Source organism: Roseibium sp. TrichSKD4, assembly GCF_000148725.1.
GTDB lineage: Bacteria > Pseudomonadota > Alphaproteobacteria > Rhizobiales > Stappiaceae > Roseibium.
In genome coordinates this window covers 130,204-149,524 of sequence record NZ_GL476320.1, presented here as the reverse complement: position 1 = coordinate 149,524, position 19,321 = coordinate 130,204, and the positions used below count along the sequence as shown (strand labels likewise).

General features: G+C 54.4%; 18 protein-coding genes. 7 read left to right on the top strand and 11 right to left on the bottom strand.

The annotated features are described in order from the left end of the window. Positions 1-56 precede the first annotated feature (56 nt). On the bottom strand, positions 57-869 hold the full coding sequence (locus TRICHSKD4_RS21255) for a dimethylarginine dimethylaminohydrolase family protein (protein WP_085979643.1): 813 nt from the start codon (positions 867-869) through the stop codon (positions 57-59). Between the two features lie 25 nt (positions 870-894). Here TRICHSKD4_RS21255 and TRICHSKD4_RS21250 point away from each other — a divergent pair, with 25 nt between their 5' ends. Further along, positions 895-1,332, top strand: coding sequence for a GNAT family N-acetyltransferase (locus tag TRICHSKD4_RS21250; RefSeq protein ID WP_009469019.1), 438 nt, complete (start codon positions 895-897; stop codon positions 1,330-1,332). A gap of 15 nt (positions 1,333-1,347) precedes the next feature. Here the strand turns inward: TRICHSKD4_RS21250 and TRICHSKD4_RS21245 are convergent, their stop codons facing one another. From TRICHSKD4_RS21245 to TRICHSKD4_RS21235, 3 genes are all read right to left on the bottom strand, one after another. Continuing rightward, positions 1,348-2,046, bottom strand: a complete 699-nt coding sequence (locus TRICHSKD4_RS21245; RefSeq protein WP_009469018.1) for an RraA family protein — start codon at positions 2,044-2,046, stop codon at positions 1,348-1,350. A gap of 100 nt (positions 2,047-2,146) precedes the next feature. Beyond that, a complete protein-coding gene (locus TRICHSKD4_RS21240) occupies positions 2,147-3,175 on the bottom strand; it encodes an asparaginase (protein ID WP_009469017.1) in 1,029 nt (342 codons plus the stop codon). 30 nt (positions 3,176-3,205) lie between these two features. Continuing rightward, on the bottom strand, positions 3,206-4,387 hold the full coding sequence (locus TRICHSKD4_RS21235) for an aminotransferase (protein ID WP_009469016.1): 1,182 nt from the start codon (positions 4,385-4,387) through the stop codon (positions 3,206-3,208). 266 nt (positions 4,388-4,653) lie between these two features. Here TRICHSKD4_RS21235 and TRICHSKD4_RS21230 point away from each other — a divergent pair, with 266 nt between their 5' ends. Continuing rightward, positions 4,654-6,369: an SPFH domain-containing protein gene (locus TRICHSKD4_RS21230; RefSeq protein ID WP_208993156.1), complete on the top strand. Its 1,716-nt coding sequence runs from the start codon at positions 4,654-4,656 to the stop codon at positions 6,367-6,369. 59 nt (positions 6,370-6,428) lie between these two features. Here the strand turns inward: TRICHSKD4_RS21230 and TRICHSKD4_RS21225 are convergent, their stop codons facing one another. From TRICHSKD4_RS21225 to TRICHSKD4_RS21215, 3 genes are all read right to left on the bottom strand, one after another. Continuing rightward, a complete protein-coding gene (locus TRICHSKD4_RS21225; RefSeq protein ID WP_040617311.1) occupies positions 6,429-6,716 on the bottom strand; it encodes a YciI family protein in 288 nt (95 codons plus the stop codon). Between the two features lie 9 nt (positions 6,717-6,725). Then, entirely contained in the window at positions 6,726-7,304 is a 579-nt protein-coding gene (locus TRICHSKD4_RS21220) for a TetR/AcrR family transcriptional regulator (RefSeq protein WP_009469013.1), read from the bottom strand. Between the two features lie 221 nt (positions 7,305-7,525). Beyond that, positions 7,526-8,263, bottom strand: coding sequence for an ABC transporter substrate-binding protein (locus tag TRICHSKD4_RS21215; RefSeq protein ID WP_009469012.1), 738 nt, complete (start codon positions 8,261-8,263; stop codon positions 7,526-7,528). Positions 8,264-8,625: 362 nt separating this feature from the next. Here TRICHSKD4_RS21215 and TRICHSKD4_RS21210 point away from each other — a divergent pair, with 362 nt between their 5' ends. The 3 genes from TRICHSKD4_RS21210 (at position 8,626) to TRICHSKD4_RS21200 (ending at position 13,170) form a co-directional block, all read left to right on the top strand. Next, a complete protein-coding gene (locus TRICHSKD4_RS21210) occupies positions 8,626-10,218 on the top strand; it encodes a SulP family inorganic anion transporter (RefSeq protein ID WP_040617310.1) in 1,593 nt (530 codons plus the stop codon). 166 nt (positions 10,219-10,384) lie between these two features. Next, the gene (locus tag TRICHSKD4_RS21205; protein WP_168157060.1) at positions 10,385-12,184 is read left to right on the top strand and encodes an adenylate/guanylate cyclase domain-containing protein; all 1,800 of its coding nucleotides are present in this window, start codon (positions 10,385-10,387) and stop codon (positions 12,182-12,184) included. A gap of 80 nt (positions 12,185-12,264) precedes the next feature. Beyond that, complete coding sequence (locus tag TRICHSKD4_RS21200; protein ID WP_009469008.1) at positions 12,265-13,170, top strand: DMT family transporter; 906 nt, start codon at positions 12,265-12,267, stop codon at positions 13,168-13,170. A 68-nt stretch (positions 13,171-13,238) separates the two neighbouring features. Here the strand turns inward: TRICHSKD4_RS21200 and TRICHSKD4_RS29650 are convergent. Together TRICHSKD4_RS29650 and TRICHSKD4_RS21185 are read right to left on the bottom strand one after the other, a co-directional pair. Then, positions 13,239-14,299 (bottom strand): IS630 family transposase gene (locus tag TRICHSKD4_RS29650; protein ID WP_085979595.1). Its coding sequence is split into 2 segments (ribosomal slippage): positions 13,239-13,807 and positions 13,807-14,299, totalling 1,062 coding nucleotides; the frame shifts between segments, so codons are not numbered across the junction. 65 nt (positions 14,300-14,364) lie between these two features. Then, the gene (locus tag TRICHSKD4_RS21185; RefSeq protein WP_040617309.1) at positions 14,365-15,711 is read right to left on the bottom strand and encodes a homospermidine synthase; all 1,347 of its coding nucleotides are present in this window, start codon (positions 15,709-15,711) and stop codon (positions 14,365-14,367) included. Between the two features lie 94 nt (positions 15,712-15,805). Here TRICHSKD4_RS21185 and TRICHSKD4_RS21180 point away from each other — a divergent pair, with 94 nt between their 5' ends. Together TRICHSKD4_RS21180 and TRICHSKD4_RS21175 are read left to right on the top strand one after the other, a co-directional pair. Further along, positions 15,806-16,027, top strand: coding sequence for a hypothetical protein (locus TRICHSKD4_RS21180; protein WP_009469006.1), 222 nt, complete (start codon positions 15,806-15,808; stop codon positions 16,025-16,027). A 21-nt stretch (positions 16,028-16,048) separates the two neighbouring features. After that, a complete protein-coding gene (locus TRICHSKD4_RS21175) occupies positions 16,049-16,441 on the top strand; it encodes a hypothetical protein (RefSeq protein ID WP_009469005.1) in 393 nt (130 codons plus the stop codon). A gap of 43 nt (positions 16,442-16,484) precedes the next feature. Here the strand turns inward: TRICHSKD4_RS21175 and TRICHSKD4_RS21170 are convergent, their stop codons facing one another. Together TRICHSKD4_RS21170 and TRICHSKD4_RS21160 are read right to left on the bottom strand one after the other, a co-directional pair. Then, entirely contained in the window at positions 16,485-17,615 is a 1,131-nt protein-coding gene (locus TRICHSKD4_RS21170; protein ID WP_009469004.1) for a type III PLP-dependent enzyme, read from the bottom strand. 520 nt (positions 17,616-18,135) lie between these two features. After that, on the bottom strand, positions 18,136-19,143 hold the full coding sequence (locus TRICHSKD4_RS21160) for a hypothetical protein (protein ID WP_009469002.1): 1,008 nt from the start codon (positions 19,141-19,143) through the stop codon (positions 18,136-18,138). Positions 19,144-19,321: the final 178 nt, after the last annotated feature.

Below are 19,321 nucleotides of genomic sequence, written 5' to 3'. Positions count from 1 at the left end.
CCTTGGGGAACTTGGCAAGACAGGACATCTGGAAACGCCATAATTCCCCAAGGGAATCAGCTGTTTGAAGCGTCCAACGCGAAGCGAAGCGATAAACAGGACAATCCACCGTCCACTTTACGGGCTTCATGGGTGGGCACAAGCACAGTTTTAAACCCGGCGGCCTGGATCGCAGCCTCTGTTTTGGGATAGCCCTCCGGCACCAGAACCACATCATTCACGCGGATCACATTAGCCGCGTATTCTTCGCCATCCGGCACCACCACCAGCTTTCGACCTGCGAAAAAGCCACTATCTGCCATCGGCTGCGTTGCGAGAATGACGCCATCACCAAGGGTGGAACAAGCGGTTTTGAAATGCAGGACACCTTCGGGCGTTTCGCAAACTCGCGCCGAGTAGCCCCACGCGGTCAGGATCGCCTGAAAATGCTCTGCGCCTTGACGATCAGTTCGTGCGGACAGGCCGATCAGAATTTCATCGTCCAGCGTGAGGATGTCTCCCCCATCGACATATCCGCCCTCTGGCAAGTCCACGACAACATCGAACGTGTCTTCTAGTGCGCTGCGAATTTCCTCAGCCTCGCCTTCGCGGCTTTTGGCTCCCGGACGCAGGACAATCGCCCCCTGTGGCAGACAAAAGGCCGGGTCTTCTACAAAACAGCTATCCGGGTATGCTTCCAAGGCTGGCAAAACGGTCACGTCGATCCCCGCCCCTTGCAGCGACTTTACGTAAGCCTCATGTTCAGAGCGGAAAGCAGCTCCATCCGGATTGCCTGTATCCACGGCCCGCAAACCTTTAGCGACACTGTCTGAAGGCGTGCGAGTGATCGCGTGGGTGAAACGGAAGGACAATCCGGGAAAGTCAGACATGGCAAGCACTCGAATGGAAATACAAATGACGGACGTCACTCTTAGACTGGCACGCCCTGAAGATGACGAGGCATTATCGGCCTTGATCGACAAGGCTTATGCCCGGTTTCGGCAGGATATTCCCGATTTGCCGGATGTGTCTGCAGGGCTTGCGGATGACATAGCGATCAACACGGTGTTCGTCGCCGTCTCGAATGGCGAAATCGCAGGCGGCGCGGTTGCGATGATTTCAGATGATCGCGCGACCCTCGCCAATCTGGCGGTTGATCCGAACCATGGCGGCAAGGGCATTGGCGGCGCTCTTATCGAGAAGGTGGAAGACCACGTGCGCCAAAAGGGACACACGCATCTTTACCTCGCAACCCATAAAGACATGCCGCAAAATGTCAGCCTTTACGAACACCTCGGCTGGGTCGTGACCGGCCAGAAAGGCCCAAAAGTCACGATGAAAAAGGTGCTTTGAAAGCACCTTTATTGCTCATTCCACATATCTCGTTCGGCCATCGTTCAGCATGGCGGTCACAGTGTCAAAACTGGTTCGACCTTCGGCAACTTCAGCGTCTAACTTTGCTTCGAGTGACTTAACGTGTTGCAATCGCTCGATGGCCTGATCAATCTGCTCGAAGGGAACGACAACCACACCGTCTCGGTCTGCGATAATCATATCGCCGCTCTTTACCGTCTGGCCGCCGATATTCAATGGCAAACCAACGCGCCCCGGTCCGGACCCAAATGGTGATGCCGGGTTTAACCCCGTGCACCAAGCAGGAACTCCTGCATCCACGATGCCCTGATAATCACGCATTGGGCCGTCTGTGACAAACCCGACACCACCGTTGTTCTTCAACATGCCCATGACCCGGTCACCGGCAACTGCAGTGCCTTGATGACCGTCATTTCCGGCGACAAGAATGTCGCCTGCCTTCATAAAGCTCATAGCGGCCAGAGTTGCCAAGAGATCAGCTGGACCGTTGTCCGCCGTGATCGCTGGTCCTACGGCGACACAGTTCAAATCACGGCCGTCACCTATCGGTCTAATCGACATATTGAGCGCGCCGCGCCCGTCCATGGCATCGACAACAAAACTTGTTGTCACATCCCGAAAGGCGTCGACCTGCTCTTTTGTCGGGCGTTTCCAGTCTTTGCGGACCGTCAAGGATTTTGGTTCTTCGATCATGCGTCTCTCTCCGTCTTGTCCCAACGGTAAAGAGCACAAAAACGGCTGACAATGGCAGTTCAGACCCAAGGTGTTCGGTTTGCGCGTTACGTGTGGCTGCTCAGTTGGCCAGCGAAGTCAGTTGGTTGATGAACCCCTCAGTGGGACGCACGACACCGGCAACAGCGCCGCGGCGCGTCACGATGTCCGGACGCACGGCCTTTTCCAGCACCTTGCCCTCCTCGTCATTGACATCCAGCACACCTTCCAGAACCGTCGCCATCATGACTTCGGCTGCACGGGTGGCGCCATCTTCGCATTTCAAAGCAACACCAAGTCCGAGTTCCGGAACAGATGCACAGAAGACACCCTCGGCTCCGGTTTTGACGAACACCCGCCCACGGAAGGCGTTCATGATGTCCGTGCAGAAGCGTTCGGCTCCGGCCACAAAATAGGCTTCGTTGACGCAAGCTTCATAAAGACGCTCGCACGCCTTGGCGCGCTCTTCCTCAAGCCCCTCACCCGTTCCAAAACGGGCAAAAGCCAAGGCATAGCGATCCAGGGCCGTTGCATAAGTCGGGATCGAACAGCCATCTGTTCCGCAGATGTCTGATGTCAGGGTGTCGCCCGTCATTTGCTCCAGCGCCAGTTTGATTTCCTGCTGAACGGCATGTTCCGGGTTCACATAGCCTTCCGTTGGTGCGCCCATCGTGCGCGCCAGACCCAAAAACGCCGCGTGCTTGCCGGAACAATTGTTGTGCAGGGCGCAAGGCTTTTCATTTTCCTGAATGAGCTTGGCAGCATCTTCCATGCGTTTTGGCCATTGAGGCCCGCATTCCAGCGCCTCTTCGCTCAAGCCTGCCTTCATGAGCATGACGCGTGCACCGCGAGCGTGAACCTCTTCTCCATTGTGGGAGGCGCAGGCCAAAGCCAGCTCAGCTTCATCATAATCGAGGGCATCGGCCGCACCACTTTCCACCAGTGGAAGGGCCTGCAGCGCCTTGATGGCGGAGCGCGGAAACACCCGAGCCTCTGTATCGCCAAGCGACAGAACCTTTTTGCCGTCCGCATCAAAGATGGACACCGCCCCGCGATGACGGCTTTCAACCAAAGACCCACGGGTCACTTCTACAAGCGTCGGATTTTCCATGATGCAGCTTTCAGGAGAAGGAAATCAAAGTCAGTTTCGGGCAACGGCTTTATCAGGCAGCAGATAGGCAGACAAGCGCGATAACGCTTCGTCAATCACCTCATCGCGTTTGCAGAAGCAAAAGCGGATGAATTGGGTGGGCGCGTCACTGGCATAAAAGGCGGAAACCGGCACAACAGCCACGCCAGCTTCCTCCACCAGTTTCATGCAAACGTCTACGTCATTGTCGCCCAACTCAAGCCCGGAAATGTCGCAGGTCAGGAAGTAAGTCGCAGCACAGGGCAGCACACCGAAACCAAGCTCTTGAAGGCCCGCAGCCATACGGTCGCGCTTTGCCTGAAGATCCGCTGCGAGTGTCTCGTAATAGCTGTCGCCCTTGGCGATACCATAGGCCACCGCCTTTTGGAGGTTTGGCGGAGTGGTGAAAGTTACAAACTGGTGCGCTTTGGCGATCGGCTCCAGCAATTTGGGCGCACCTGTTATGTAGCCAACTTTCCAGCCGGTGAGCGAAAAGGTTTTGCCGGCAGACCCGATCCGCACACACCGTTCGCGCATGCCCTTGAAATTCATCAACGGCCAATGCGTCGCACCATCAAACACCAAATGCTCATAAACTTCGTCGCATATCGCAAAGACATCATGTTTGACGCACAAATTGGCGATCTCGTTGAATTCCCGATCATCAAACACTTTCGCTGCCGGGTTCATCGGGTTGTTGATCAGGATCGACTTGGTGTTTTCCGTAAATGCCCCTGCCAGCGCTTCAAGATCCAACTCCCAGGTTGGCGGCGTTACTCGAACCCGAACCGGGATGCCGCCAGCGCGTTTCACCAAAGGCAGATAACAATCATACAGCGGCTCGATCAGAATGACTTCGTCACCCGGTTCGATCAACGCCATGATGCTGTCTGCAAGCGCTTCGGTAGCACCGGACGTGACAAGAACCTCGGTCTGCCAATCGATGTCCAGCCCATAAAAGCGCTTGTTGGCATCGGCCACTGCCTGACGCAGTTCTGGCAAGCCGAGCATCGGAGGATACTGGTTGGGACCTTCCAAGAGAGCGTCGGCCGCAACCTTGCGAATATCCTCCGGTCCGTCCACATCCGGAAACCCCTGACCGAGATTGACTGCATCATGAGCCATGGCCAGTCGGGACATGGTCTCGAATATGGTCGTCTCAATGCCGGTGAAGATGGGGTTGGTCGGTTTCATTCGGTTCTCCCGGAGGCGTTCCCTTTATCGTTGCGTTCTTGTACCGGTCCAACCTCAAACCGTCGAGGGCACGAACGCGCACAACCACAGCGCTACCAACAGATAGTTTGCCATCGTTAAATTCGACATAAAACTGTGTTCCGTAATTACTTACATCGGATAAGCTTTTGGCGATACTTCCTGATTCGAGGTTATTTCTAATGTTAGGCGTTTTGATCGGCATAATTGCCGTAGCGATTGGTCTGTTTTTCCTATTTAAGACGCCGGTGAGCTCCGGAAAAGTTGGCAAAGTTCCTCAAACAATCGTCACCAAAGTGATCGGCGGTGGTTTGGCGGCTTTCGGGTTATTCCTTCTGGCCTCGACATCCTTCGTATTTGTCGACGCCAACAGCGTGGGACACTTGAAACGGATCTATGCCTTCAAAGAATTGCCCCCCGGTCGTATCATCGCAATGAACGGTGAAAAGGGGCCGCAAGCTCAAATCCTAGGCCCAGGCTTTCATTTCATTCCGCTTGTTCGGGTCATCTATGACATTGAAGAATATGAAGTCGTCACCATTCCAGAAGGCTACTATGGCCAATTGACGACACTTGATGGCGCGGCCATGCCCTCTGGCATGTTCATGGCACCTTCCATCCCGGATGAACGGGTTGGCGATATGTTGAAGGCGGAAACCTTCCTTTCAGAGGGCGGGTTGCGCGGCCCCCAAGAGACCGTTCTCAAGCCCGGCCAGTATCGTCTGAACCGCTATCTGTTTGATGTTCGTCTGGATGAAAACACGACCGCCACGATCATTCCAGCTGGTCATGTCGGCGTGGTCAAATCCAATGTTACCCAACCGGGCATCAACTGTATTGAGGAGGAAGTCTCGGCCTCTCAGGCCTCACGCGAAGCCTTGACTGTCCCCCTTGTCCCGCGCGGCTGTGTTGGCATCTGGAAAGAACCGCTCTTTCCCGGAGCCTATTACCTAAACCGGAAGGCCTATGACGTGACGCTTGTCGACACGCGGGTGCAAACTTGGGAGTACAAGGGCGGATACACCAAGCGGATCATCGATCTTTCTGTCGACCAGCAAGGCAACATTCAGCAAAACGAACGCTCCGTTAGCGAAGGCATTCCGGATCACGCTGCAGACCGTGCGGTATTTGTGAAAGTCGAAGGCTGGGACATTCCCTTGGAATTGCGCGCGCTGGTTCAGGTTGACCCGTCAAATGCGCCCGTCGTGGTTGGGTCAGTCGGTGGCCTGACCGAAATTGAAGACCGCATCTTGACCCCAGCCATCCGCTCCATCGTGCGCAATGTCGCTGGAGCGTCCATCCGCGTGCCCGATCGGGATGCAGAAGGCAATCTTGTCTCACCGCCAAGCTTCACACTTCGCCCAACGCGGGTTTTGGACCTTATTGAAAACCGGGGAGCGTTGGAGGAAACCATTGAGGGCCTCATCAAGGTTGAAGGCAACAAGGCTGGCGTTGACATTCGGGAGATCCGCCTTGGTGAACCCGCCATTCCGCCAGAACTCCTCGTCTCCCGTTTGCGGGTCCAACTGGCAGACCAACTTTCAACCGCCTATGAGCGGGAAACCGACGCGCAGCAGAAGCGGATTGAGACCGAGCAGGCCCGCTCCACAGCTGACGAGCAGCCGCGTCTCGTAGAAGCGCAAATCGCGGTGCAAGTTGCCAATCAGCGCGAACAGGAACGGGCAGCACTAGGCCGCGCCGAGCGTCAGTATCTTGAGGAACTGGCTCGCGGTCAGCGCGCTCAGGTTGACGTTCTGGGCCAGGACCGTGTTGCACTGCTGCAAGCATTGGAAAAGCTGCTTACGTCTCTGGAGCGCAAGCCTGAGCTTGTGAGCCTTGTCGGCAAACTTGTGCCCAACACAATTGTCGGTGGAGACGCCGGTATGGCGGGTGCGGCGGCCCTAATCGGCTCCAGTCTTTCCAACATGCAAGCCCCTCAGGCACAGCGACAGCAGGGGAACTGATTGAACTTGAAAACCCTCGGTGCGGACCGCATTTTGGGTCCGCACCGCAACAATCGCCGTCAAGCAGCAAGAAAGGCGAGCCGTTCATCTGTTCTGGCAGGTGTTATTTCCCGAACTTCTGTTTCTACGATTTCCTCGATAACAAACGGATCCTGCTGAAGGTAGGCTTCGAATGCATCGCGAGTTATGTCGTTGGCCAGCACAGCGCCACCTCCTCCGTCTTTCAGACTGCCGACCATGACAAATCCATTTTCTGCAAACCCCTTTGCAATCCAGGCTTTGTGCGCCTCCATCAACTGAGGAGCTTTTTCACGGTTTTTTCCGAAGGTTAAATAAGCAATGAGCATTTCCCTGTCCTATTTTTCATTGAGTGATTGAACTTCTGCATCCAGCCATCGGCATAGGTCTTCGACTTCTCGCTGAATGAATTTCAAGTCATTGTAGGCTGTTGCAAGCGACGCTACGCCTTGAGAACGCATCAGGACATGCATCGCAAGATCATCAGAACGCGCTTTAAAACCCAGATCGAAAAACTGGCGACCGAGCCAATCGCGAAACACGTCAAACAGTGCAACAGCTTCTCCGCGTGCTGCATGATTTAGTTTTGTCAGCTCTGTAGCGAGTGTTCCTATGGGACAGCCAAACGCCCGGATTTTTGTCTGGTTCGTGATCAATATTTCAATGAATGCCCGGATTCGCTCGCTCGGCGTTCGATCAGCTTCCCATGCCTCTAACATCTTGAGCCTGTCAGCCATCCGCTTCTTGATAACCGCTGAAAGGATCTCGTCCTTGGTTTTGAAATGATAGTAGAAATTGCCCCGAGTAATCGCGACAGCTGCAGCGATGTCAGCGAAAGAAGTTGTTTCAAATCCGCTTTCGTAAAACAGCCGATCTGCTTCGGCGATAATGTGCTCTCTCGTTTGTCGGCGCGCCATTCAGAACCTCAGCATTCAAAATTAGGGCAATTGACCTAATTAGGACAATTAGCCTAACCCTGACCCAACATCAAGCCTTTTGCGCAGAAGCCAACCAAATTGGCATCGACAAAGTGGATTTAAAAAATTCGAAATTCGGACATTACGAGGCGAGTACTGTTCTCGCCGGTGGCCAACGAGATGCTAAGTGCAAGCTGTTTTCCCAGCGTAGCTGCTACGTTTCAATTCACACCAAGAGTTCCGTAGTAGCTTTTGGAAGCCTCTAAGACATAGCCCTCATCCACCAGCTCTTTCACAACCGCATTGAATTCGTCCAGCCGTGCTGCCCATGGTGACTTTTTGGAGACACCCAGAAACAGGTTGACGGTGTTACCCGGCCGAAACTCGGCCTTTTCGATCATTTGATGGAGATTGTGGGTCTGAAGATAATAATCAACCTGGCAGTCGGTCCCGACAATCGTCTTGATCCGCTTGTTGACTAACATGTCCATCAGATTGTCTTCGGTTGCGACGCCGACCTTGGTGATTGCATCATCGGAGTCAAAGGGCTCAAAATAGGCCGAGTGCAGCACGTAACCGACGCTGAACCGTTTCAGATCTTCATATGTCTTGATATCGTTGCCCTCGCCCTTCGCCGTATAAAACACGGTCGAGCAGGCATAATAAGGCGTGTCGGTATATGCGATGTATTTCGCACGCTCTTCGCGGTAGGCAAGACCGGTTAAGATGTCGACTTGCCCTGTTTCCATGGACTTCAAGCTTCGACCCCAAGGTTTTTTCAACACTTGAAGCTCTGCCGACATGCGCTCTGCAATTTCTTTCGCAAGCTCAATGTCGATGCCTACGAAACCGCTCTCGGTCTCGTATTGGAATGGAGGCCAGTTATCGACTGCAATTCTAATCGGCTCTGCATGAGACAGTGTTACACTTGCAAGGTAGCCGACCCCAGCAACAACCAAGCTCCGGAGTCGTTGGTGTGTCGGAATATCAATTCTTGACCACCATGTTTTCACTGGACCTAAACCTTCACAAAACAGCCATGTGTATACAAAATTCAGAGACTATATGACCTAATTAACCTACCCATATTTTACTTATATGATACTTAGGACTTTTAACAATTTTGGCTAATCTCCTCAATTCTTAATTCGAATTAGCACTGAGAACCGGCGAGTTTTGGCATGAAATTTGACCTATCGTGAGGTCCAAAGGTTGCTGCATTCGCGAAAGGCCTGTAGAAGCGGGCGCAATGTCGCGTTTTTGTTAAGCAGGCGCTGTACTGAGCGCACAAACGCAAGAAACCAATCGCCTTCGAAACATAATGGAGCCCGCATTGTCCGCGCGAGCCGAACCTCTTTCGCCCGTTTCAACGAAACTCACTCCCAACCGGATCAAGATCGAAGTCCTTGCCGGCCTCACCGTCGCCTTGGCGCTTGTACCGGAAGCGGTTGCCTTTGCCTTTGTTGCCGGTGTCAATCCGCTGGTCGGCCTCTACGCTGCCTTAATTGTCGGATTGATCACGGCTTGTTTCGGCGGTCGTCCGGGCATGATTTCCGGTGCAACAGGCGCATTGGCCGTCGTGATGGTGTCGCTGGTCGCGCAGCACGGCGTTGAATATCTCTTTGCCACCGTGGTGCTCATGGGTCTTATTCAGATTGTGGTTGGCATTTTGAGATGGGGAAAATTCATTCGCATGGTGCCACATCCGGTGATGCTAGGCTTTGTCAACGGGCTCGCCATTGTGATCTTTTTGGCCCAAATGGGGCAATTCAAAGTCGATGATGGTGCCGGCAACCTGACATGGATGACCGGCATGGACCTTTATCTGATGCTCGGACTTGTTGCTCTGACAATGGCCGTTATCTGGCTGTTGCCGAAACTGACCAACGCGTTTCCAGCCCCGCTTGCGGGCATCCTGCTGGTGTCTGCCATTGTGCTGGGTCTTGGTCTCGACACACGCTCGGTTGGCGACCTTGCGAGCATTGCTGGCGGGTTTCCAAGCTTTCACATTCCAATGGTTCCGCTGAACCTTGAAACGCTGAAGATCATCCTGCCCTACGCTGTCATTCTGGCTGCCATCGGGTTGATTGAATCCCTTTTGACGCTGAACCTCGTTGCGGACATGACTGACACCAAGGGTGGCGCATCGAAGGAATGCGTGGCACAAGGGGCTTCCAATGTGGTCACCGGCTTCTTCGGCGGCATGGGTGGCTGCGCGATGATTGGCCAATCCATGATCAACGTGAAATCCGGCGCGCGCACTCGGATCTCCGGAATTATGGCCGCACTGTTCCTGTTGTCATTCATTCTGTTTGCTTCCCCGCTCATTGAGCAGATCCCGGTTGCGGCGCTCGTGGGCGTCATGTTCATGGTCGTGATTGGCACTTTTGCTTGGGCCAGCTTGAAGATCATGCACAAGATCCCGATGACCGACGCGCTTGTTATGATCGTCGTGACCTGTGTCACGGTTTATGCCGATCTGGCCGTCGCTGTTGTGGTTGGTGTGATTATCTCAGCGCTGGCTTACGCTTGGAATGCGGCCAAGCGTATTGATGCGCGGATCGGCACCAGCAAAGAAGGCTGGAAGGTCTATCGCCTCTCTGGCCCCCTGTTCTTTGGCTCCACCACAGGGTTTACCGAACTCTTTGATCCAGCCAAAGATCCGGAAGACGTGGTGATCGACTTTATCGACAGCCGCGTGGTGGATCACTCCGGCCTTGAGGCAATTGATGCGGTTGCTGCCAAGTATCTGGCCGTTGGCAAACGCCTGCACCTGCGCCATCTCTCGCCGGACTGCCAGAAGCTCCTGACAAAAGCCGGGAACCTCGTCGAGGTTTCTATTCTGGAAGATCCGGACTATGAGATCGCGGTTGATTACGGCGACGCATTCGTTGAGCCGACGGCAAAATCCTGATTAGAAAACGGGGCGGAAATGATCCGCCCTTTTTTTGTGGCCCTATTGGTCATCTGATATTAGCGCTTTTCACGAGCCCTCTCGCTTCGCTAATCTATCGGGAATGACAATTGATAATCGGCGACTCCGGCAGTTTGGCTGGATGTTTTTGGGGGCGGACTGTTTCGTGGCACTTCGATTAAGACTGACACCGACCCTCGCAACTGTCATTGGGGTCTTCATCCTGCTCACAACAGTAACAATCGTTGTGATCGAATTTCGTTCGTCGCAAAACATCATTCGATCTTTGGGAAGCGATTTTATCTGGACCTCAATGCAGGGCCTCAGTCTGGAATTTGACGGGCGCGGCATGGATGTGGAGGATCAAGCCCTCTTCATTGCCTCATCAATCGAAGCTGGCACAGTGCTGCTTGAGGATAAGCAAAATATAGCTTTGTTCATCTATGGTGCCCTTGCAGGAACTGTCCAAACATCGAGTATCTGGGTTATTGACCAAAATGGGCGAACTGTCGGCGTGGAACAGGGCGATAGTGATGGGGTTATGACCCCAAATTTTGGCCGGGTCGAAGACACAGCCTTTTTGCTGGAAACCTTCAAATTCGCACAAAGCACCAAAGATCCTTTTTGGACGGAACCGGTGTTCTTTGCCAGTAAGGGACAGAGTTACTTTGTCCACGCAGTGCCGATCCTGGAAGGCGATAAAACAATTGGCCTCGTGCTATCGACGGTTTCACTACGGCGGGTTTCAGAGATAGCGGATGAGATGTCCGATGAATATCTCACCGTTTTCATGATCGATGATGAGGCGCTCCTTGCTCATCCGAATATGAAAGATGCACTCCCCAATCTGTCTTCAAAACGCTTGTTTCCGAGCATAAACGACGTCTCCGATCCTTTTTTGGCGAATTACAAATCGCTTGAGAAGCTTCCTGCAGAAGAGCTCGGACTTGAAGAGAATTTCGAGCTCTATTTTGGCACCGATGCCAGCGGGCAAGAGCGTTTTCTCGTTATACGGCATCCACTTGAAGGTGAATTCTCCACTATTCCAATCGGAGCGCATTTTGATGCCGCTGTACTTGTTCAGCCATATGAGCAAATGCTTCGGTCATCTTATTTGGCGGTGGCGATCCTACTCGTGGCTCTTGTCTGTGCAATCCTTCTCGCGCGGTGGATTGCCCGCCCTGTTCGCCGGGCTGCCTCCGGTGCAAGGCACGTCGCAGCCTTAGAACTCGAAGCGGTTCAAACGCTTCCTGCCAGCAACATTCGCGAACTCAATGATCTGGCGTCTGGCTTCAATTCCATGGTTGGTGTCCTGAACGCCTTTGTGCGCTATGTCCCGCGATCCCTTGTCCGCCGAATACTATCAGAGGGAAGCGATGTTTCTGCTCCTGCAGAGAGGCAACTCGCTGTCCTCTTTACGGATATTGCAGGTTTCACGTCGATCTCGGAAAAGATGAGTGCCGTTGAAACGGCGGAGTTCATCAATCAGCATCTGACCATTGTCGGTGGAGCCATTGAGCGGCATGGCGGAACGATTGACAAATATATCGGCGACAGCGTGATGGCCTTTTGGGGAGCTCCCGAACAGTCAGAACACCCGGAGAAGCACGCATTGGCTGCGGCCAACGCAATTACGCTGGCCATCCGCGCAGATAACAAGGCCCGAGAAGACAAAGGCTTGCCACCGGTGCGCATTCGCATCGGCCTGCATGTGGGCCCGCTGGTTGTTGGAGACATCGGTGCCCCGGGGCGGGTGAATTACACCGTTATCGGAGATACCGTGAACATCGCCTCCCGTTTGGAAAGCATGGGGCGAGATGTTGACCCCAGTGCCGATGTCGTCATCCTCGCGTCTCGCGAAGTTATCGGAAAATTGGACATGCCAGACATTTCTGTAGAGAGCATCGGCAACCGGACAGTCAAAGGCAAACTTGAGCCGGTTGAGGTTGTCAGGGTCTCTGTTTGATGCCAGTTTCCGGCCTCTGAATTTACCTTTTCCCGCAAACGGGCGCCCTTCGAAAAAAGGAGGGCCCCTTCAGGCTTTTCATGTCTCCGCACATCACAACACGTCTGGCAACCTTGATCGTTGTCGCAACCGGCTGCACTTGGGGCTTTTATTGGCTCCCTGTTCGGGAGCTGCAGGACGCAGGACTTGACGGAGCATGGGGATCTTTAGGCATTGTCGCCTCCGCCAGCCTGGTTCTTTTACCCTTGGCGCTTGGCCGTTGGCACGACTTGAAGTCCGCATCGCTCTCAACCTTATTTTTCATTGCGCTCGGCGGCTTTGCATTCGTGCTTTATTCGATTGCCTTTGCTTACGGACAGGTGGCGCTTGTCATCCTGATGTTCTTCCTGACACCGGTTTGGAGTACACTGATCGGGCGCTTTGTTCTGGGCTGGCTGACACCGCCACTGCGTTACGTGGCCATTGCTGCGGGCCTTTTTGGCCTCGGGATCATGTTGGGTGCAGATGGCACCCTGCCCTTGCCGAAGAACCTTGGCGAGTGGCTATCGCTTGTGTCTGGAGGCTTGTGGGCGATTGCTTCAGTCGGTCTGCGCGTTCAGCCAAAACTTCAACCTTTACCGGCAAGTTTTGTCTTTGCCATGGGGGCAACCCTTGGAGCGGCTGTTCTTGCTCCGCTGCTTGCGCCGGTTCCAGACTGGGAAAGGCTTGTTTCGCCAGTCGCGGCGATGGGGTGGGCCCTTGCTGGCGGGGCCTTTTGGTGGGGCCTTACGATGGTCGGCCTCATGTGGGCGGCCCCGAGACTTGACCCAGCGCGGGTCGGCATTCTTTTGATGATTGAAATCCTAATCGGCGCAGTCTCTGCAGCGCTTTTGGCGGGCGAAATGCTTAGCCCACTGGAGTTGACCGGCGGCGCTCTCGTCATAGCCGCCGGTGTATTGGAGGTTTGGCCGGTTAGAGCCCATCCACCCAAACCTGGATCGATTTGATCGGGCTGATGACGGCTACCGCACAAGAATGTTCTTGAACTGCCACGGGTCATACCAACCGTCAAAATTCAGAACCGATGGGCCCAATCTCGCATTCCGATGGACATGATGGTCCATGGTTGTTCAATTAACCTGTTCCATGCGCGGCAACAGATATCGATGATTTGTTCGTAGGATTTGAAGACCCGGTTTGACAGCCAGTTATCCCTGATGAACTGCCATAGGTTCTCGACCGGGTTCAATTCGGGAGACCTCGGTGGCAATGGGAGAAGGGTAATGTTGTTGGGAATGTCGAGTTTGCCAGATGTGTGCCAGCCAGCCTGGTCAAGGATGACAACGGCGTGGGCTCCCGGAGCGACTTGCGACGAGATTTCCTGAAGATGCATTTGCATGGCCATGATGTTGCACTTGGGAAGGACGAGCGCAGCACCGACACCCCGTTCCGGGCAGATGGCCCCAAATATCCATGCTGACTTTGTCCGCTGATCCTTGGGGGCCCGCGGCCTTGTCCCGCGTTTTGCCCATCGCCTTGTGATCTTGGTCTTTTGACCCACACGCGCCTCGTCCTGAAACCAAACCTCTATCGGGGTGCCGCTTTCAAGCTGATTGCCGATTTCCGCCAGTTCGGCTGGGAAGCTTTTTTAAAATCCTCGACGGCAAACTCGTTTTGCGCCGGATGCTGCGGCCGGGCCGTCAGACGCCGATAACCCGCATTCTTCAGCTCCCGCGATACGGTACGCTCGTCAACGACAATGCCAAATTCAGACAGGATCCACGCAGCGAGATCCTTCAAGCGCCAACGTACCACTGCATCCACCGATGGATACGGGCCTCGTTCGACAATCTCGATCAACGCACGACGCTGCTGCTCGTCAAGTTTTGAGGGGCGACCTGACTTGGGCGTATCCTTCAGACCATTGGGACCAGAAGCATTGAAACGCAGCACCCAATCGCGAATGATTTGGAGCGTCACTCCGCCAATATGAGCTGCGTCCGAACGGCTCCCCCCATCATAGATCACCGCCAATGACAAAAGGCGACGGGTCTGTTTGGCGTCCCGGCACACCCTCGCCAACCGGCGAAGGGTACAACCGTCAAAGTCATCTCGAAGCGGTATCGCGGCTCCCATGGCAAACTCCCATCGTTTGCCATCTGGAATCATATTCGCAACAAAACCGGAAGCCCAAATATGAGTCACTTCATCTGACGTTTGGTATCAGAGGTGTCGAGGTCTTCCTTGAAGAAGCCCGGACGATCATCCAGCGGGGTCCAGTTGGTGAAGTAGCCTTTCACCGGACTAAGATATGGCTTTTGGATTTCAAGGCAACGCTTGAAGTCCATATCGTCGGTTTCCACGATACCAGCTTCCGGGTTTTCAAGTGCCCAGACCATGCCAGCGATCACCGCAGATGTGACCTGCAGTCCTGTTGCGTTCTGGAACGGGGCCAATTCTCGGGTTTCCTCAATCGTCAGCTGGGAGCCATACCAATAGGCATTCTTGTCGTGACCATAGAGCAGAACGCCCAGTTCATCTGCGCCATCCTGAATTTCGCTTTCATCCAGAACATGCAGTTTTTGCTGTATCTTGCCAGCTGACCCAAAGGTTTCGTGCAAGGACAGAACCGCAACATTTGCCGGGTGATAAGCGTAGTGACAAGTGGGGCGATACTTGACCTTCTTGCCGTCCTTGACCGTGAAGTAATCGGCAATTGAGATGGCTTCGTTGTGGGTGACCAGAAAACCGTATTGAGCGCCGGGGGTTGGGCACCACGTCCGCACGCGCGTACTTGCGCCCGGTTGCTCCAGATAAATCGCAGCGTCACAGCCCTTCTTGTGGCTCTTGGCGTTTTTCGGCTTCCACTTTTCGTGTGTGCCCCAACCAAGTTCTGCCGGTTGAAACCCTTCAGACAGAAAGCCTTCGACGGACCAAGTGTTCCAAAAGGCGTCCATCGGTTTTGGCTCTTTGGAACGCTGCGTGTCCCGCTCGGCAATGTGAATTCCCTTCACACCAGCCTTTTTCATCAGCTTCGCCCAGCCCTTGCGGGACTCCGGAACATCAAATTCCAAACCGCATTCGGCAGCGACATCAACAAGTGCCTGTTTGACGAACCATGACACCATGCCCGGATTGGCGCCGCAGCAGGATACAGCTGTTGTGCCGCCGGGTTTCCTTTTTCGCTCCTTGCGAACAGTTTCGCGCAGCGCATAGTTGGTGCGCTCTGCAGCAGACGCGTTTTCATTGAAATAAAAGCCGAGCCACGGCTCCACGACCGTATCGATGTAAAGAACACCGAGCTTGCGGCAGAGTTTCATCAGATCAAGCGACGATGTGTCGACCGACAGATTCACGACAAATCCCTGCCCCTCGCCTTCTGTCAAAAGCGGGGTCAGTCCGACCTTCTCAAAGCGATAGCCCTTGTCGGTGACCAGCTTGGCATCGGTATCAACCGGATCAATAACCGTGAAACGCGATGCATCAAAATCGAAGTGACGCTCAATGAGTGGTAGGGTTCCCTTACCGATGGATCCTAATCCGATCATGACCAGCGGGCCAGTTATTGTGCCGTGCTTCGGCCAGGCTTTTTCAACTGGTGCAGCCTTCTTCGCCTGACGGGTTCTGGCCAAAGGCGCTGTCTTGGCTGCGGGCTTGCGTGTTCGTGTGGTTCCGGCAGCAGGCTTTGCCTTGGCGGCTGGCGCTTTGGCGGGCGTGGCCCTCGCCGTAGTTGTCTTCGCCGCTCCAGTCTTGGCTGTCGATTTATTTTCCGCAGACGAAGCTGCTTTGCTGGCAGGCTTGCTGGTTGTCCGACGTGGAGATTTGGACGCTGACTGGCTCGCTGCCTGTCGAGTTGTTCTCTGAGTCGCTGGCTTTTGAACGGTCGTGGCCGAACCGCGTGTGCGTGTGGTTTTTGCTGGTGCCTTCGACGGTGTTTCCACATCAGATGCAGATGTGGCTGGCGTAGCTGTCTTGCTTGCAGAAGATGCGCTTGCAGCTGGTTTTGTCGATGCCGTGCGCCGTGTACGCGTTGGTGCCTTCGTCGTTTCAGGGCTTGCTGGCGTCGATTTTTCTGCAGCCGGTTTTGACGCGGTACTGCGCGTTCTTCTCGTTGCCGTACCAGCGGTTCTCCGTGTGCGAGGTGACTTAGGGCCTGTTTCGTTATTGTCGTCGATCATGAATTGGGTCCCGTTCCTGCTGCATCCAATCAGGCTGTGCAATCGATTCACACAGCAACGCAAGAAAAGCGCACCTAATGCGCTTTTGCAAATTTATTGATATTTGACGGGTAAATTCCGGCGCGCCTATCCGCCTAATGTCATCAGATAACGTGAGAAGCCAAGGGCGCAAAGCCGTTGAAGCTGACCGTTGAATAGGTCGTTGTGTAAGCTCCGCAGGCCTCAATCAGGATCTTGTCACCAATGGACAAGCTGACCGGCAACTCATACGGCGTTTTTTCATACATCACATCGACACTGTCACAGGTCGGCCCCGCCAAAACGCACGGCGCAGTCCGATCACCGTCCTTGGGCGTGCGGATCGGGTAGCGGATGGCTTCGTCCATGGTTTCAGCAAGACCACTGAACTTGCCAATGTCGAGGTAAACCCAACGGATTTCGTCATCTGCAGACTTTCTGGAAATCAGAACAACTTCAGCCTCAATCATGCCCGCATTGCCCACCATGCCGCGGCCCGGCTCAATGATGGTGGACGGCAGACGGTTGCCAAAATGCTTGCACAGCGCTTCAAAGATCGCAGTACCATAGGTAGGCACGCCGGGAACGTCTTTCAGGTAACGGGTTGGGAAGCCCCCACCCATGTTGACCATTTTCAGATCGATCCCGCGAAGCGCCATTTCCTTGAAGACCCCGGCTGCCATGGCGAGAGCGAGATCCCACGCTTCGAGGTTGGCTTGTTGGGAGCCGACATGGAAGGAGACACCGTATGCCTGGAGGCCGAGCCGGTGGGCGTATTCGAGCACGTCCGGGGCCATGTCTGCATCGCATCCGAATTTGCGAGAGAGCGGCCATTCAGCACCGATGCCGTCGCACAGGACGCGGCAGAAGACGCGGCTTCCCGGCGCAGAACGGGCAATCTTGTCGACTTCCTCGACACAGTCCACGGCAAAGAGGCGGACCCCATACGCATAGGCTTTGGCAATGTCCTTTTCCTTCTTGATCGTGTTTCCGTAGGAAATCCGGTCAGCTGATGCGCCGGTTGCAAGCACCATTTCGATTTCGCCCACGGACGCGCAATCGAAGCAGGAGCCGAGGCTTTCCAGAAGGCTCAGGATTTCCGGCGCCGGATTGGCTTTCACCGCGTAGTAGACGGATGTGTCCGGCAGGGAGCGGGCAAAGGCGTGGTAGTTGTCGCGCACAATGTCGAGATCAACGACAACGCACGGGCCGTCTTCGTCACGTCGACGGAGAAATTCGCGGATACGTTCGCTCATGGGGATGTCCCCTTCCAATTTTCAGCTGCAGCCGCTTCTCTCAAATCGGGCGCGCTGCAGTTTCACGTCGCAGGGTGCTGAAGAAACGCGAGCCCTCCCCCGGTTTGGAGCCGGAAGACAACTTTCGAAACTCAGCGACGGTTGGGCGATGCGTTTTGACAAACACAAAGCTTTCCCGCGTCGGGAATGCCGTTGATTGGATCGGGAAACCGAACCGCACGTCGGGCAAGGATGTAACAAGTGCCTCTTCTGTTACCCCGGAGGTTGGAAACCCCGGCAGAGACCAAAAGGGCCCTCTTACGTCGTTGCTTTAAGCCGTCCGGACTTTGCTGCCCCGCCCCTTGGCGGTGTTTCTTGGCAGCGGCCCCTTAAGAGGTTTCTGATGAACCTCATGAACGACCACGGGCACGTGCGAATTTGGGCACGCGTCGTATGCGGCCAAACGCTTTTCAGATCAAGCGGATTTTTTATGTTTTTCACCAGAGCCAAACAAATTGCGCAAATAGGTAAATTGCGAGCCTCAGGAATGAGCCTGTTCGATCAAGGGATGAAGCAATGGGTGAATATTCGGGCTTTCTTCCTTGATGAAACGCAGAAGCGCTTTTTCGTTTTCATGAAGAACGCCGTCCCGTCCAATGCGGTGAACAAGCCACTCAGCTTCTTCCTCGGTGATGACCTCGTTGACAGCGATCTCCGCCGTCATTTGAGCATTGCGCTCTGCCATGGCAGAGGTGTTGTCGCGCATGGCCTCGCGAACACCGGATACACCGCCGCTGAACATGGAGGAAAAGAACCCTTTCATGCCCCCTTCAAAACCACCTTCTTTCGCCAACCAGTTTTCACGCGCAAGAGCCACCTCGCGAGACGGTGCTTGATAACCGGACAGCGCCATCAGGTAGTTTGCAACAGCCTTGGCAAACAACTCTGACCAAGCTGGAGCGTTTTCTGCCTCAATCGTCGCATCATTGATATCAAACAGAATTTCGGCCTCGGCGCGGGAGATTGCAATTCCGCCGCAGCCTGCACCGGCATAAAGCACACTTCGCAGCAGCTCGACTTCTGCATCACTGATGACGCCGGGTTTCAAATCCTTACCCGAACGGGTTACCCCTTCACCGGAAATCACCGCTTTTTTGACCGTTTCAAGGGCAAAGGTTTCCAGTGAGCGTGGGGAGGATTTTGCCTTGTCCAGAATATGCAGGATCGCATCCAGTTCCGAACGGGTGCAGATGTGGCCATCACGGCTCATTTCGGCGATCAGCCAATCCGCGTGCTCTTGCGTGACATACCCGCTTGGCTGGATTTGATGGACAACGAGGTCAGACAACGCTTCGGGAAAAAAGTCCTGCCATGCAGGTACAGTCTCATCAACCTTTTCATTCAGGCGCAGCAAGGCCTCGGCTTCTTCAAGACTGACGCTGTTGTCGTCGCCATAGATTGTCCGCCGCAATGCGAAAACATCTTCCACCGTGATCCGTTTGGTGGCGGCAATTTCCTCAATCAAGGTGTTCAGACTGCACTGTGCCATGACCTACCCATCCTCCGTCAAAGTTGCGAAGGACCATGCCAGACAAGCCGTAAAGATAAAAATAACCCAGCGGAAAATTCCGCACTTCAGCAATGAAAAAGGCCGCATGCAGCGCGGCCTTTCGCTTCATTTGACAGACGGTCCGGTTTTGCAAACCGTCATGGGTCTCAGGTCAAGA

What these genes read in the sequence shown, in the direction of transcription:
- TRICHSKD4_RS21170 (WP_009469004.1), bottom strand. Translation starts at nt 17,615, where the DNA reads ATGAGCGAACGTATCCGCGAATTTCTCCGTCGACGTGACGAAGACGGC.
- TRICHSKD4_RS21210 (WP_040617310.1), top strand. Translation starts at nt 8,626, where the DNA reads ATGGAGCCCGCATTGTCCGCGCGAGCCGAACCTCTTTCGCCCGTTTCA.
- TRICHSKD4_RS21160 (WP_009469002.1), bottom strand. Translation starts at nt 19,143, where the DNA reads ATGGCACAGTGCAGTCTGAACACCTTGATTGAGGAAATTGCCGCCACC.
- TRICHSKD4_RS21250 (WP_009469019.1), top strand. Translation starts at nt 895, where the DNA reads ATGACGGACGTCACTCTTAGACTGGCACGCCCTGAAGATGACGAGGCA.
- TRICHSKD4_RS21200 (WP_009469008.1), top strand. Translation starts at nt 12,265, where the DNA reads ATGTCTCCGCACATCACAACACGTCTGGCAACCTTGATCGTTGTCGCA.
- TRICHSKD4_RS21255 (WP_085979643.1), bottom strand. Translation starts at nt 869, where the DNA reads ATGTCTGACTTTCCCGGATTGTCCTTCCGTTTCACCCACGCGATCACT.
- TRICHSKD4_RS21185 (WP_040617309.1), bottom strand. Translation starts at nt 15,711, where the DNA reads ATGATCGGATTAGGATCCATCGGTAAGGGAACCCTACCACTCATTGAG.
- TRICHSKD4_RS21220 (WP_009469013.1), bottom strand. Translation starts at nt 7,304, where the DNA reads ATGGCGCGCCGACAAACGAGAGAGCACATTATCGCCGAAGCAGATCGG.
- TRICHSKD4_RS21245 (WP_009469018.1), bottom strand. Translation starts at nt 2,046, where the DNA reads ATGATCGAAGAACCAAAATCCTTGACGGTCCGCAAAGACTGGAAACGC.
- TRICHSKD4_RS21240 (WP_009469017.1), bottom strand. Translation starts at nt 3,175, where the DNA reads ATGGAAAATCCGACGCTTGTAGAAGTGACCCGTGGGTCTTTGGTTGAA.
- TRICHSKD4_RS21235 (WP_009469016.1), bottom strand. Translation starts at nt 4,387, where the DNA reads ATGAAACCGACCAACCCCATCTTCACCGGCATTGAGACGACCATATTC.
- TRICHSKD4_RS21225 (WP_040617311.1), bottom strand. Translation starts at nt 6,716, where the DNA reads ATGCTCATTGCTTATTTAACCTTCGGAAAAAACCGTGAAAAAGCTCCT.